Source organism: Oceanicaulis sp. (genome assembly GCF_965284345.1).
Lineage (GTDB): Bacteria > Pseudomonadota > Alphaproteobacteria > Caulobacterales > Maricaulaceae > Oceanicaulis > Oceanicaulis alexandrii_A.
The window spans coordinates 23,730-37,426 of the sequence record NZ_OZ260073.1 but is presented as its reverse complement, the minus strand read 5'-3'; the positions used below and the strand labels follow the sequence as shown (position 1 = coordinate 37,426).

Annotated in this window: 12 protein-coding genes; 11 read left to right on the top strand and 1 reads right to left on the bottom strand. The window is 62.3% G+C overall.

Annotated elements, in window-relative coordinates:
• Positions 1-9 precede the first annotated feature (9 nt).
• Genes nuoL through ACQ66J_RS00135 form a run of 8 tightly spaced genes read left to right on the top strand, consistent with a single transcriptional unit; the run spans position 10 to position 9,194 of the window.
• Positions 10-2,142 (top strand): NADH-quinone oxidoreductase subunit L, encoded by a 2,133-nt coding sequence (nuoL, locus tag ACQ66J_RS00170; RefSeq protein ID WP_430429940.1) that lies wholly within the window; start codon positions 10-12, stop codon positions 2,140-2,142.
• A 6-nt stretch (positions 2,143-2,148) separates the two neighbouring features.
• Positions 2,149-3,696: an NADH-quinone oxidoreductase subunit M gene (locus ACQ66J_RS00165; RefSeq protein ID WP_430429938.1), complete on the top strand. Its 1,548-nt coding sequence runs from the start codon at positions 2,149-2,151 to the stop codon at positions 3,694-3,696.
• A 12-nt stretch (positions 3,697-3,708) separates the two neighbouring features.
• Entirely contained in the window at positions 3,709-5,160 is a 1,452-nt protein-coding gene (nuoN, locus tag ACQ66J_RS00160; RefSeq protein WP_430429936.1) for an NADH-quinone oxidoreductase subunit NuoN, read from the top strand.
• Entirely contained in the window at positions 5,150-5,896 is a 747-nt protein-coding gene (locus ACQ66J_RS00155) for a biotin--[acetyl-CoA-carboxylase] ligase (protein ID WP_430429934.1), read from the top strand. Before nuoN ends, ACQ66J_RS00155 begins: the two co-directional genes overlap by 11 nt.
• Positions 5,897-5,920: 24 nt before the next feature.
• Positions 5,921-6,715, top strand: coding sequence for a type III pantothenate kinase (locus tag ACQ66J_RS00150; protein ID WP_430429932.1), 795 nt, complete (start codon positions 5,921-5,923; stop codon positions 6,713-6,715).
• On the top strand, positions 6,709-8,382 hold the full coding sequence (locus ACQ66J_RS00145) for a ribonuclease J (protein WP_375550206.1): 1,674 nt from the start codon (positions 6,709-6,711) through the stop codon (positions 8,380-8,382). The genes ACQ66J_RS00150 and ACQ66J_RS00145 overlap by 7 nt, the downstream gene beginning before the upstream one ends.
• Positions 8,383-8,400: 18 nt before the next feature.
• Positions 8,401-8,841 (top strand): methylmalonyl-CoA epimerase, encoded by a 441-nt coding sequence (mce, locus tag ACQ66J_RS00140; protein WP_430429930.1) that lies wholly within the window; start codon positions 8,401-8,403, stop codon positions 8,839-8,841.
• Positions 8,838-9,194, top strand: coding sequence for a DUF1467 family protein (locus ACQ66J_RS00135; protein WP_430429928.1), 357 nt, complete (start codon positions 8,838-8,840; stop codon positions 9,192-9,194). Before mce ends, ACQ66J_RS00135 begins: the two co-directional genes overlap by 4 nt.
• A gap of 3 nt (positions 9,195-9,197) precedes the next feature.
• Here the strand turns inward: ACQ66J_RS00135 and ACQ66J_RS00130 are convergent, their stop codons facing one another.
• Entirely contained in the window at positions 9,198-10,148 is a 951-nt protein-coding gene (locus ACQ66J_RS00130; RefSeq protein WP_430429926.1) for a DMT family transporter, read from the bottom strand.
• Between the two features lie 129 nt (positions 10,149-10,277).
• Here ACQ66J_RS00130 and proS point away from each other — a divergent pair, with 129 nt between their 5' ends.
• From proS to ACQ66J_RS00115, 3 genes are read left to right on the top strand one after another with little or no spacing between them, the layout of a single operon-like run.
• Positions 10,278-11,606 (top strand): proline--tRNA ligase, encoded by a 1,329-nt coding sequence (gene proS, locus ACQ66J_RS00125; RefSeq protein WP_430429924.1) that lies wholly within the window; start codon positions 10,278-10,280, stop codon positions 11,604-11,606.
• Positions 11,603-12,946, top strand: coding sequence for a lipoprotein-releasing ABC transporter permease subunit (locus ACQ66J_RS00120; protein WP_430429922.1), 1,344 nt, complete (start codon positions 11,603-11,605; stop codon positions 12,944-12,946). Before proS ends, ACQ66J_RS00120 begins: the two co-directional genes overlap by 4 nt.
• Positions 12,939-13,628 (top strand): ABC transporter ATP-binding protein, encoded by a 690-nt coding sequence (locus ACQ66J_RS00115; protein WP_430429920.1) that lies wholly within the window; start codon positions 12,939-12,941, stop codon positions 13,626-13,628. Before ACQ66J_RS00120 ends, ACQ66J_RS00115 begins: the two co-directional genes overlap by 8 nt.
• Positions 13,629-13,697 lie beyond the last annotated feature (69 nt).

Sequence of the window (13,697 nt, the reverse complement as noted above, 5' to 3'; positions counted from 1 at the left end):
CGCACGGTCATGGCTTATATCGTCGTCTTCGCCCCGCTTCTGGCGGCCATCATCGCCGGTCTGTTGCAAAAGCAGATCGGGGACCGTCTGGCCCAGATCCTGACCACCGGCGCCACCATCGCAGCGGCGCTCGGCTCTGTGGTGCTGTTCTTTGACGTCGCCGTGAACGGCAACGCCCGCACCATCGAGCTGGCGCAATGGATGGCGGTCGGCAATTTCGAGATCAACTGGGCGATCCGCCTGGACACGCTGTCAGCGGTCATGCTGGTCGTGATCACCTCGGTCTCCTCGCTGGTGCACGTCTATTCGTGGGGTTACATGTCCCATGATCCGCACCGTGCGCGCTTCTTCGCCTATTTGTCGCTCTTCACCTTCGCGATGCTGTCGCTGGTGACCGCGGACAATTTCATCCAGATGTTCTTCGGCTGGGAAGGCGTGGGGCTCGCCTCCTACCTTCTGATCGGCTTCTGGTATCAGAAAGACAGCGCCACCAGCGCCGCCATCAAGGCGTTCGTGACCAACCGTGTGGGCGATTTCGGCCTCGCGCTCGGCATCATGGCGATCTATCTGGTGTTCGGCTCGCTGCAGTTTGACGAAGTCTTCGCCCAGGTTCCGGCCATGGTGGACGAGACGATCGCTTTCTTCGGCATGAACTTCCAGGTGCTCGAACTGGTGGCCTTCCTGCTGTTCATCGGCGCCATGGGCAAGTCCGCGCAGTTTTTCCTGCACGTCTGGCTGCCGGACGCGATGGAAGGCCCGACACCTGTGTCCGCGCTGATCCACGCCGCCACCATGGTGACCGCGGGCGTGTTCCTGGTGTGCCGCGCCTATCCGATTTTCGAACTGGCGCCCAACACCTCCGCCTTCATCACCTTTATCGGCGCGTCGACCGCTCTGTTTGCGGCGACCGTGGGGCTGGCGCAGAACGACATCAAGCGCGTGATCGCGTACTCCACCTGTTCGCAGCTGGGCTATATGTTCTTCGCGGCCGGGTTGGGCCTGTACTCGGCGGCCATGTTCCACCTGTTCACGCACGCCTTCTTCAAGGCGCTCTTGTTCCTCGGCGCAGGCTCGGTCATTCACGGCCTGCATGACGAGCAAGACATGCGCAATATGGGCGGCATCTATAAATTGCTGCCGGTCACCTGGATCATGATGATCATCGGCACGCTTGCGCTGACCGGCGTGGGCATTCCGCTCCTCGGGATCGGTTTCGCCGGTTTCTACTCGAAAGACATGATCATCGAAGAAGCCTTCATGATGGGCCAGGACGGCGTCGCCTTCGGCATGTTCGCCTTCTGGATCGGCGTCATCGCGGCAGGTCTGACGAGCTTCTATTCCTGGCGTCTGATCTTCATGACGTTCCACGGCAAGCACCGCGGCAAGGAAGAAGTCCTCAAGCACGCCCATGAAAGCGGTCCCGTCATGGTGATCCCTCTGGTGCTGCTGGCTATCGGCGCGCTGTTTGCGGGCATGGCGTTCAAGTCCGATTTCGTCGGCAAGGGCGCTCTGACCTTCTGGGAAGAGAGCCTGCCGGCCGGTCCTTACGCCGAAGGCAATTACGGTCATCTGGTCGAGGGTTACGGCCAAGGCTACGCCGACGATCATGGCGTGGAGCTGAGCGAGGCCGAAGCCGCCTCGCTGGAAGCGGCCATGTCGGATGACGAAGCCCATGCGGCTCAGGAACAGGCTGTCAGCGCCGCTGATGACCATGGCGACGCCCATGACGGCGAACATGCTGGACATCATCCGCCGACCTGGGTGCTGTTCGCGCCGGTGGCGGTGACCCTGCTCGGCTTTGCACTGGCCTGGTATTACTACATGGCCAACCCCGAACTGCCGCGCCGCATCGCCGAGAAGAGCGGTCCGCTACATCGCTTCCTCCTCAACAAATGGTATGTGGACGAGATCTACGACGCCACTTTTGTGCGGGCCACGCGCGGTCTGGGCGATCTGTTCTGGAAGTTCGGCGACCAGAAAATCATCGACGGTCTGGGACCGAACGGGATCGCCGCTACGGCGATGTCCTCGGCCCGCCGGATCGCCAAGCTGCAGAGCGGCTATCTCTATCACTATGCATTCGTGATGCTTATCGGGGTCCTCGGACTGGCCCTGTGGCTGATCGCTGGCGCTGGAGCGTAGGGTCTCATGCTCGGTCAACTTCCCATTCTCTCCGCCATCACCTTCCTGCCCGCTCTCGGGGCGGTCGCGATCTTGCTGCTGCGCGCCCTGATGCGCAGCGAGGAAAGCGCGGTGCTGGACCGTAACGCCAAGGGTGTTGCGCTGTTCGTGTCGCTCTTTGTCTTTGCGCTGTCGCTGCTGCTGGTGGCTGAATTTGATTCCTCCCAGGCCGGGTTCCAGTTCGTGGAAAACCTGCCCTGGCTGCCCGCGCTCGGCATCTCCTACAAGATGGGCGTGGACGGCATTTCGGTGCTGTTCGTGGTGCTCACGGCGTTCCTGATGCCGATCTGCATCCTGTCGAGCTGGAAGCTCGACAAGCGTGTCGCCGATTACATGGCCGCCTTCTTGCTGCTGGAGACCCTGGTCATCGGCGTGTTCTGCGCGCTCGACATGATCTTGTTTTACATCTTCTTTGAGGGCTCGCTGATCCCGATGTTCCTGATCATCGGCGTCTGGGGCGGTCAGAACCGGATCTACGCGGCGTTCAAATTCTTCCTCTACACCTTCATCGGCTCGGTTCTGATGTTGGCGGCGATGATCGTGATGTTTGTCCAGGTCGGCACCACTGATATCGAGGTGCTGCTGACCCATCCCTTCGCCCGCGATCTGCAGATCTGGCTGTGGCTGGCCTTCTTCGCCTCGTTTGCGGTGAAGATGCCGATGTGGCCGGTGCATACCTGGTTGCCGGACGCCCACGTGCAGGCGCCGACGGCAGGCTCGGTGATCTTGGCGGGCATCTTGCTGAAGCTCGGCGGCTACGGTTTCCTGCGTTTCTCGATCCCGATGTTCCCGAACGCCAGCGACTTCTTCGCGCCCATGGTGTTTGTGCTGTCGATCATCGCCATCGTGGTCACATCGCTGATCGCCTTCCGTCAGACCGACATCAAGAAACTGATTGCCTATTCGTCCGTGGCCCATATGGGCTTTGTGACCTTGGGCATCTTCACGATGACCGAGCTTGGGGTGCAGGGCGCGATCTTCCAGATGCTCAGCCACGGCGTGATTTCCGCCGCGCTCTTCTTGTGCATCGGCGTGATCTATGACCGCTTCCACACTCGCGAGATCTCGTTTTACGGCGGCCTCGTGCACAAGATGCCGGTGTTCGCCGCCGTGTTCGGCCTGTTCGCCATGGCCAATGTCGGGCTTCCGGGCACGTCGGGCTTCATTGGCGAGATCATGACCATGACCGGCGCCTTCCAGGTGGACCCGCGGGTCGCCGCGGGCGCGGCGCTCGGCGTGATCTTCTCGGCGGTCTACATGCTGGTCGCCTACAAGAAAGTCGTCTTCGGCGTGATCACCAATCCCAAGCTTGAAACCGCCACCGACCTCAATGGTCGCGAGTGGATCAATCTGGGCGTTCTGGCCGTGCTGGCGGTGTATTTCGGCTTCTTCTCGACGCCGATCACCGACACCACCCGCGCCTCCGTGGACCAACTTATCCAGCAATACCAGTCTGCGCAGACGATCGAGGCGACCGCCTCCGACGTCGCGCCGTCTGAAACCGCTGCGTACTAGCAAGGACAGGTCATGACTGTTTCGACGCTGCTCGCCGACCTTCAACTGCTGACGCCGGAGCTTTTGCTCTCTGTCGGCGCCATGGCGCTCTTGCTCATCGGGGTCTACACCAAGGGCGAGGCCAAGGCGGCCCAGCGCATCATGACGCTGGCGACGGCGCTGCTGATCCTTGCCGCGGGCGTGTCGGTCTGGATGGCGCAAAGCCCGGGCGGCACAGCCTTCCACGGCGCGTTCGTCCTTGATTCCTTCTCCATGTACGCCAAGACGGCCGTCTATCTGGCTGGCGCGGTGGCGCTGGTGCTGGCGGGGCATTACCTGCGCGCCGAACAGCTCGCCCGGTTTGAGTATCCGGTGCTGGTGACGCTCGCCGTTACGGGCATGAGCGTGATGGTGTCGGCCAACGATCTGATCACGCTGTATTTGGGTCTGGAGCTGCAATCGCTGGCGCTATACGTGCTCGCCGCGTTCAATCGCGACTCTCTGCGGGCGTCTGAAGCGGGCCTGAAATATTTCGTGCTGGGCGCGCTCAGCTCGGGTCTGCTGCTCTACGGCTCATCTCTGGTTTACGGCTTCTCGGGCTCCACAGCGTTTGACGCCATCGCCATTGCGGCGGCTGAAGGCGGGCAGAATATGGGCCTGCTGTTCGGCCTGGTCTTTGTGATCGCCGGTTTGGCCTTCAAAGTCTCCGCCGCGCCGTTCCACATGTGGACGCCGGATGTGTATGAAGGTGCGCCGACCCCGGTCGCCGCCTTCTTCGCCACGGCGCCGAAGCTGGCGGCCATGGTTTTGCTGGCGCGTGTGCTGATGGAGCCGTTCGGCCCGATGACCGAGCAATGGCAGCAAGTCACCATGGTGATGGCGGTTCTGTCGATGGCGTTCGGATCGTTCGGCGCGCTGATGCAGTCCAACATCAAGCGCCTGATGGGCTACTCCTCCATCGGCAATATGGGCTATGTGCTGGTCGGCCTGTCCGCTGGCACCGCGCTCGGCCTGTGGTCGGTCCTCTTTTACATGACGCTTTATGTGATCGGCGTCGCCGGCGCGTTCGCCGTCATCCTTTCCATGCGCCGCTCTGAGGGCATGGTGGAGCGGATCGATGATCTGGCTGGTCTGTCTCAAACCCGCCCCGCGCTCGCCTGGTCGATGACCGCCCTGATGTTTTCCATCGGCGGCATGCCGTTCATGATCGGCTTCTTCGGCAAGCTCTTCGTGTTCTATGCGGCGGTGCAGGCGGGCTTGATCTGGCTCGTGATCCTGGCGGTGCTCTTCTCCACCGTGTCGATCGCGTACTATCTGCGCGTCATCAAGGTGATCTGGTTTGATGAGCCCAATGGCGATTTCCTGCCGGCGCCGGCCGGTCCGGCCATGGTGTCGCGTCTGGCGGCTCTGGTGGCGGTGTCCATGCCGGTCGTGGGCGTGATCATTGCGCTTGTGGTCAACGCCGGGGCAGGCATTGGCGGCTAAGCCCGACCTGCCGATCCATTATTTCGACACGCTGGACTCCACAAACGAGGAAGCCAAGCGTCAGGCCTTGGCGGGCGCGACCGGTCCGCTCTGGATCGTCGCGCGCCGCCAAAGCTCCGGGCGCGGGCGTCGGGGCCGTGTCTGGACATCGAAACCGGGCAATCTCTTCGCTACCGGGCTGTATCGGCTTGAATGCGAGCCGTCCCGGGCCGCTCAGCTCTCCTTCGCGGCGGCCTTGGCGGTGGGCGATCTGTGCGCCAGCGTTCTGGACCCTGAACAGGTCCGCCTGAAATGGCCCAATGACGTCCTCGTGGGCGGCCGCAAGATCAGCGGCATCTTGCTGGAATCCGGTCAGCACGCAAACGGCGGGCTCTGGCTGGCGGTCGGCATCGGCGTCAATCTCAGCCACCACCCTGAAGAGTCAGAACGCCCCGCCACAGATCTGCGCGCCCAGGGCGCTGAACTCAGCGTGGAGGCCGCCGCCGAACGCCTGTCCGAGCGCTTTGACCATTGGCTGAACCGATGGGCGCAGGATGGGTTCACGCCGATCCGCGAGGCCTGGCTGTCACGAGTTCATGGGCTGGGAGAACGCTGTGTGGTGCGTCTTGATCATGAGACGCTTGAGGGCGTGTTCGCCGATCTGGGACCTGACGGCTCGCTGCGTCTTGATTTGAAAGATGGCGGTCGGCGCTTTATCTCGGCGGGTGACGTATTTTTTCCCGGCGCTTCAAGCTGATGCGCCGCTTCTGGGAGCCGGTCCATGCTTCTCGCGATTGATTGCGGCAACACCAACACGCTGTTCGCCGTGCATGACGGCGACGACTGGCGCGCACAATGGCGCACAGCGACCTATTCCACGCGCACGGCGGATGAATATGCTGTCTGGCTCCAGCAGCTCCTTCAACTTCAAGGCCTTGACCTGAAAGACTTGAAGGGCTGCGTGATCTCTTCCGTGGTGCCTCAATCGCTGTTTAACCTGCGCAATCTGGCGCGGCGTTATGTGGGGGCGGAACCAGTGGTGGTGGGCGACGCCCATGTGGATCTAGGCGTGGGCGTGAACCTGCCGCGTCCCGAAGAAGCGGGCGCGGACCGTCTGGTGAACGCGCTTGGCGGCCGGGTGCGCTATGACGGGGCGATGATCATTGTGGATTCAGGGACGGCCACGACCTTTGACGTGGTCTCCGCTGACGGCAATTTTGAAGGCGGGGTGATCGCGCCAGGCATCAATCTCTCCATGCAGGCGCTGCATCAGGCGGCGGCGCGTCTGCCGCGTATCGCAATCGAGAAACCTCAACGGGTTATGGGCACCGATACGGTCGGCGCCATGCAATCGGGCGTGTTCTGGGGCTATGTCGATCTCATCGACGGGCTTGTGACGCGGCTCAAAGCCGAGTACGGCCAGCCCATGACCGTTATTGCAACTGGCGGCGTCGTTTCCCTGTTTGAGGACGCGGCGCGCACAATCGACCATTACGACCCTGATCTCACCATGCGGGGCCTTCTGGAAATCTGGAAACGTAACGCGCCTCAGGGCGAAGGGGCGCACGCATCGTGACCCAGACTGACAACGCATTGTATTTCGTCCCGCTCGGCGGCTCCGGTGAAATCGGGATGAACCTGAACCTTTATGGGTATGGTCCTGAAGAAGATCGCAAATGGATCATCCTCGATTGCGGGGTGACGTTTGGTGATCTGACCACGCCTGGCGTGGACATCATCACCCCCGATCCGCGCTTCATCGCCGAGCGCAAGCATCAGCTTCTGGGGATCGTGCTGACCCACGCCCACGAAGACCATATGGGCGCAGTGGCGCATTTGTGGCGTCAGCTGGAATGTCCGATCTACGCGACGCCGTTCACCGCCTGGCTGATGCGCGACCGTCTGGCCGAGCATGGCCTGCTCGATCAGGTGGCGCTGCACGAGATCGACCTGCACACCCGGTTTGAACTGGGCCCGTTCGACATGCAGCTGGTGACGCTCACTCACTCCATTCCCGAACCCAATGGCGTGATCATCCGCACGCCGGTCGGCACCGTGCTGCACACGGGCGACTGGAAGATCGACCCTGAACCGCTGATAGGCGCTTCGACCGATGTGGCGGCTCTGGAAGCGGCCGGCGAAGAGGGCGTGATGGCGATGGTGTGTGACAGCACAAATGTCTTCACCGAAGGGGAGTCCGGCTCTGAAAGCGATGTGCGCGACAATCTGATCGAGCTCGTCGGCAAGCAGACGGGCCGTGTGGCCATCGCGGCCTTCGCCTCCAATGTGGCGCGCCTTGAAACCGCGATCCGCGCCGGCGAAGCCAATGGACGCCGCGTCTGTCTGGTTGGCCGGTCCATGCACCGCATGACCCAGGCCGCGAAAGCGGTGGGCCTTCTGGCCGATTGCCAGCCCTTCATCGAGGAAGAGGAAATCGGCTACTTCCCGCCCGATAAAATCCTGCTCCTATGCACCGGCTCCCAGGGCGAACCACGCGCCGCGCTGTCGCGCATTGCTGAGGGATCACATCGCAATGTCACGCTAAACAAAGGTGACAGCGTGATTTTCTCCTCCCGGATCATTCCCGGCAATGAACGCGGCATCTTTGATCTGATGAACCGTCTGGCCGAGCGCGGCGTGGATATCATCACCGAGCGCGACGAGCACATCCACGTTTCTGGCCATCCCTGCCGGGATGAATTGCGCCAGATGTACGCTTGGGCCAAGCCCACCACCGCGATCCCGGTGCATGGCGAATATCGCCATCTGGTGGAACACGCCCAGCTTGCGCGCGACCTTCAGGTGCCCAACGCCGTGGTGCCGCGCAATGGCTCGATCATCCGTATCACCCAAGAAGGCGCGTCCATCGTGGATGAAGCGCCGGCGGGCCGATTGCATGTGGACGGCAATTTCCTGACCGAGGCGGATGCGGAATCCATCAAGGAGCGCCGCCGCCTGGCTTATAACGGTCATCTGACCGTCGCCGCTGTTCTGGCGGATGGTGAATTGGTGTCGGAGATTGATGTGCGCGCCATGGGCGTGGCCTCAACCCACGCCTATGATCTGGACGACTTCCTGGATGATCTGGCGGAGGCGGCGGACACGGCGTTCAAGCGCCTGGATCGACGGGCTCGCAAGGATCCGGGCGCAGTTGAAGAAGCGATCCGTCGCGGCGTGCGGCGGGAAGCGAGCCGGATCTGGGGCAAGAAACCCCATGTGGAAGCCCTTATTCTCACGGTTTGATAAGAACGGAGATCCGTCATGAAGCTGGGACGTTTGAACCATGTGGGCGTCGCAACGCCAGATGTGGACGCCGCGGCAGCGGTCTACGCCGAGCTTTATGGCGCGACCGAGCGGACCGAGACCAAGGATTTCCCGCATCTGGGCGTCCGGGTGGTGTTTGTGACCTTGCCGAACATGCAAATCGAGCTGATCGAGCCCTTGGGCGAGGCGAGCCCGATCCACAAATACCTTGAAAAGAACCCCAAGGGCGGCCAGCACCATATGTGCTTTGAGGTCGAGGACATCGTCAAAGCGCGTGACGCCATGGTCGAGCGCGGCGCGACGGTGCTCGGGACCGGAGAGCCTTATATCGGCGCGCATGGCGTGCCGGTGATCTTCGTCCATCCCAAGGATACCGGCGGCGTGCTGGTCGAGCTGATGCAGGACCCGGCGCTTTATCAAGGTGAGGCGGGCCAGTGAGGCGCTACGCGGAATACGCCCTTCTGGGCCTTGTCTTTGTGATCTGGATCGCTCAGGGCTTTCTGCCGGATCGCGGCGTGGGTCTGGTCACCGGCGTGGTGATTTTCCTGATTTCGTGGTGGATGCTGTTTCTGGGCGTGTTGCCGCTCAAGATTCGCGGTCAGTTCGAAGACAATGACGTGGTGGAGGGCTCCGAGCCCGGCGCGCCTGTCTCACCTCGCATCAAAGAGAAGATGTGGCTGGCGACCGTTCTGACCGCCGGCGTGTGGCTGGTCTTGTTCACGGTCCTGGAATTTGGCCTGGTCGATCTCGACTCCCTGAGCTGGGGACCGAGCTATATCGAGTACGACTAGCGGTCAGTCCTTTGCTGGCGTTTCGCTGTCGTCTGACAGGCTCGCATGTTCCCAGCTCATGAGCATGACGCCTGCGAAGACCACGGCGAACCCGGCCAGATGCACCCAGGCGAACGCCTCGCCAAGCAGGATGTAGGACAGAACCAGCGCGGATACCGGCATCACGCCCATGAAGGCCGCCGCGGTCGCGCCCTCGGCTTTCTGAACGCCCGCATACCAGATCCAGCTGCCCAGGGCGAGCGTGCCCAGGCCGTACCAGATCAGTGCGGTCCAGACCCCGGCGTCAAACTCTGAGGGCGTGAAATCCGACCATTGCCAAACCGCCAGCGGAACAAAGAGCGGAATGGAAAGCGCGGAGGCTAGAAAAGCCACCAGGACCGGATCCAGAGTCTTGGTCAGCGTCTTGCCCAATAGTGTATAGGCGCTTTCACAACAGACCGCGGCGAACACCAGAACGACGCCCCAGAGCGAGCTCCCAGCTTCAGCGCCAGAGCCGCCCAGTTGCAAGACCAGAACGCCGATGACCGCGCAGCCAATGGCGGCCAGTTTGCGCCAGGTGGATCGATCGCCCAGAAACGCCATGGAGGCGGCGGCCGTCACAGCTGGCGTGGTGCTCATCACCACAGCGCCCGTCACGCCGGACGCCAGCCGCATGCCGTAGAGCATGAAGGCGGAAAAGCCCACCATGCCGAAGAGGGCGATGAAGCCGATCCGCACCCAGTCGGCCGTCGCGATGTCGCGCATGGCGTCGCGGCGCCGCCAGGCGAGGGGCGCCAGAAACAGCGCGCCCAGGCCCACCCGGAACAGTGAGGCGATGAAAACAGGCGCAGCCTGGGTCACGATCTTGCTGACAGGCGTGGCGGAGCCGAACATCGCCATGCCCGCGATCAGTTGCGTGATCGTCAGCGCCTTTTGCGAGGCTTGGCCTTCAGACGTGTCGGGGGTTTCGCTCATCAGCAGTGATCCAGCGCAAGACGTGTGACTTCCATGGGCCAGGGCGGGCATGGATGGCTTGTCCTTCTCCAACGCTAAGTCTAATCGTTGGGTTCCCGCAGTTTTTCATTGTCGCCGGATTCTGACCCCATGCGCCTGTCCCGCTTTTTCCTGCCTGTCCTGAAGGAAACCCCTTCTGACGCGCAGATCGTCTCTCATCAGCTCATGTTGCGCGCCGGCATGATCCGCCAGGAAGCGGCGGGGATTTACGCCTGGCTGCCACTGGGGCTGCGGGTGCTGCGCAAGATCGAAAATATCGTGCGCGAGGAACAGAACAGCGCCGGCGCGATCGAGCTGCTGATGCCGACCCTGCAACCGGCGGATCTGTGGCGCGAGAGCGGGCGTTATGATGATTACGGCAAGGAGATGCTGCGCATCGTGGACCGTCATGAGCGCGATCTTCTGTACGGTCCGACCAATGAAGAGATGGTCACTGAGATCTTCCGCGGTTATTGCCGGTCCTACAAGGACCTGCCGAAAATTCTCTATCACATCCAGTGGAAGTTCCGTGACGAGATCCGGCCTCGCTTCGGCGTGATGCGCGGGCGCGAATTTTTGATGAAGGACGCTTATTCCTTCGATCTTGATCTTGAAAGCGCTACAAAGGCTTACAACAAGATGTTTGTAGCCTACCTTAATACGTTTGCGCGCATGGGCCTCAAATCTGTGCCGATGCGCGCGGACACGGGACCCATCGGCGGCAAGCTTTCGCACGAATTCATCATCCTGGCCGAAACCGGCGAGAGCGAAGTCTTCTGCGACGCACAGCTTGTGGACATGCCAGCGCCCGGCGAGGTGGATTTTGATGGCGACCTTCAGCCGCTGGTCGACGAGCGCACCGCGCTTTACGCCGCCACAGAAGAGATGCACGACGCCGCCCGGTTTGAAGCGGACGTGCCTGAAGAGCGCCGCTTGTCCGCCCGCGGCATCGAAGTGGGCCATATCTTCAATTTCGGCACCAAGTATTCAGACCCGATGAAGGCGCTGGTCACGGGCCCTGACGGCAAGGATACGGCCGTGCATATGGGCTCTTACGGGGTGGGTGTGTCGCGTCTTCTGGGCGCGATCATTGAAGCCAGCCATGACGAGAATGGCGTGATCTGGCCGGAAGCCGTCGCGCCCTTCGGTGCGGGCGTCATCAATATGCGCGCCGGCGACGAGGCGTGCGACGCCGCCAGTACTGATGTCTACGCCAAGCTCGATGCGGCCGGGCTCGAGCCGCTTCTGGACGACACCAATGAGCGCGCAGGCGCGAAATTCGCCACCATGGATCTGATCGGCGTGCCCTATCAGGTGGTCATCGGGCCGCGTGGCCTGAAAGAGGGCAAGGTCGAGGTGAAAATCCGCGCCTCCGGCGAACGCCATGAGCTGAGCCTTGAAGACGCCGTCAATCGCCTTGTGGAGGGCGCGTTCAAGTGAGCTCTGACGCCGCGTCGACAGCAGCGCCTGATACGCCGCCATCTTCTGGCGCGGCGCCGTTTTCGGGCTATGAATTCATGCTGGCGTTCAAGTATTTGCGCGCCCGCAAGAAGCATGGCGGTGTGACGCTGATCTCGGTGATCTCCTTTGTAGGCATCATGCTGGCCGTGGCGGTGCTGATCACCGTGATGAGCGTGATGAACGGCTTCCGGCATGAGCTTCTGACGCGGCTTCTGGGCGTTCAGCCCCATGTCTATGTCTATGTGCCTTCCGAGCAGGGTGAGGCGGCTTTGACGCTGGCGGATCGGATCCGCGAGCTGGACGGCGTGCGTCAGGCGGGGCCGGTTGCGACCGGGCAAGCGCTTGTCACATCGGGGCGGTCCGCCGCCTTTGCGCAAGTGTCCGGCGTGCGGCCAGACGATCTCGCCCGGTTTGATCTCATCACCGGCGCCCATGGCGCAGACGATGCGGGCGGCGGTCTTGTGGCGGGCTCGATTGAGGCGTTTGGCGCCGGCCGCAATGGCGGCGATGTGATCATCATGGGCACGGTCATGGCCGCTCAGCTCGGCGTTGGCGTAGGGGATCAAGTCACCCTGGTGTCCCCCCAGGGCGCGTCCACGGCGCTTGGCATGACGCCGCGCTCCAAGCGCTACACCATTGGCGGGCTTCTCAGCGTCGGGGTTCAGGATCTTGATCAGATCCTCATCTACATGCCGCTTGATCAGGCGGCGCTGTTTTTCAACCGGCCCGCCCAGGGCGATTATATCGATGTGCGGATCGCCAATCCTGATGCGCCCGAGCCGGTAATTGAGGCCATTCGCGCCATCGCGCCTGAGGGCAGCGTCATGTTTGACTGGCGGCGACAGAACCAGGCGTTCTGGAACGCGCTGCAGGTCGAGCGGGTCGCCATGCGGCTGATCCTGTCGGCCATCGTGCTGATCGCGGCGATGAACATCATTTCCGGCCTCGTCATGCTGGTGAAGAACAAGACCCGCGACATCGCCATTTTGCGCACCATGGGCGCCAGTCAGGGCGCGATCATGCGCATTTTCCTCATCGCCGGGGCGGCGGTGGGCGTGCTGGGCACGCTGGCCGGCATTGCTCTGGGGCTGCTGGCGGTGATCGGCATCGGGCCTTTGCAGGATTTCGTGTCCTGGGTCAGCGGCGTCAATGTCTTCGACCCGAGCGTTTATTCGCTCTATCGTCTGCCGGCGCGGCTCGATTGGGGCGAGGTGGCGTTCGTGTCTTTCTGGGGTGTTTTCGCGTCCCTCGTGGCGACCTTGGCGCCGTCCTGGCGCGCGGGCCGCATCGATCCTGTGGAGGCGCTGCGTTATGAGTAAGCCAGCGCTCTGCCTGCGGGCCATCACACGCATTTATGAAACCGAAGGCGAGCGGCTCGAGGTTCTCACCGACGCCGATCTCGACCTCAATCCTGGCGAGCTTGTGGGGCTGGTGGGGCCGTCTGGCTCAGGCAAATCCTCGCTGCTTCACGCGGCGGCGCTACTTGAAGCGCCCAATGCCGGCGAAGTCTGGATCGGCGGGCAGAACGGGCTGGCGCTGTCTGAGGGCGAGCGTACGGCCTTGCGTCGCCGCGAAGTGGGGTTCGTCTATCAATTTCACCACCTGCTGCCTGAATTGGACGCTCTGGATAATGTCGCCTTGCCGCGCATGATCTCTGGAGCCAGCCACAAGATCGCGCGTGAAGCGGCAGAGGCCCAGCTGACGGCTTTGGGATTGGGCGGGCGCTTGCGCCACCGCCCGGGACAATTGTCCGGCGGCGAACAGCAGCGGGTCGCGATTGCGCGCGCTCTGGTGAACGAGCCACGCATTCTGCTGGCGGACGAGCCTACGGGCAATCTTGATCCCGCGACGTCCGATCAGGTGTTTGAAGCGCTCGCGCATGCGTGTCGCGGGGCCGGGGCGGCGGCGTTGATCGCCACGCACAATCACGAGCTGGCCTCGCGCATGGATCGCGTGGTGACTCTGGACCGCGGCCGCGTGGTCCCGTTCACGAGCGCCTGACACGCCCAAAAACTGTTCTTCAAATGTTCTAAGTTGCGGGTTTTCCGCAGCTTTTCAATTCGAATCAAA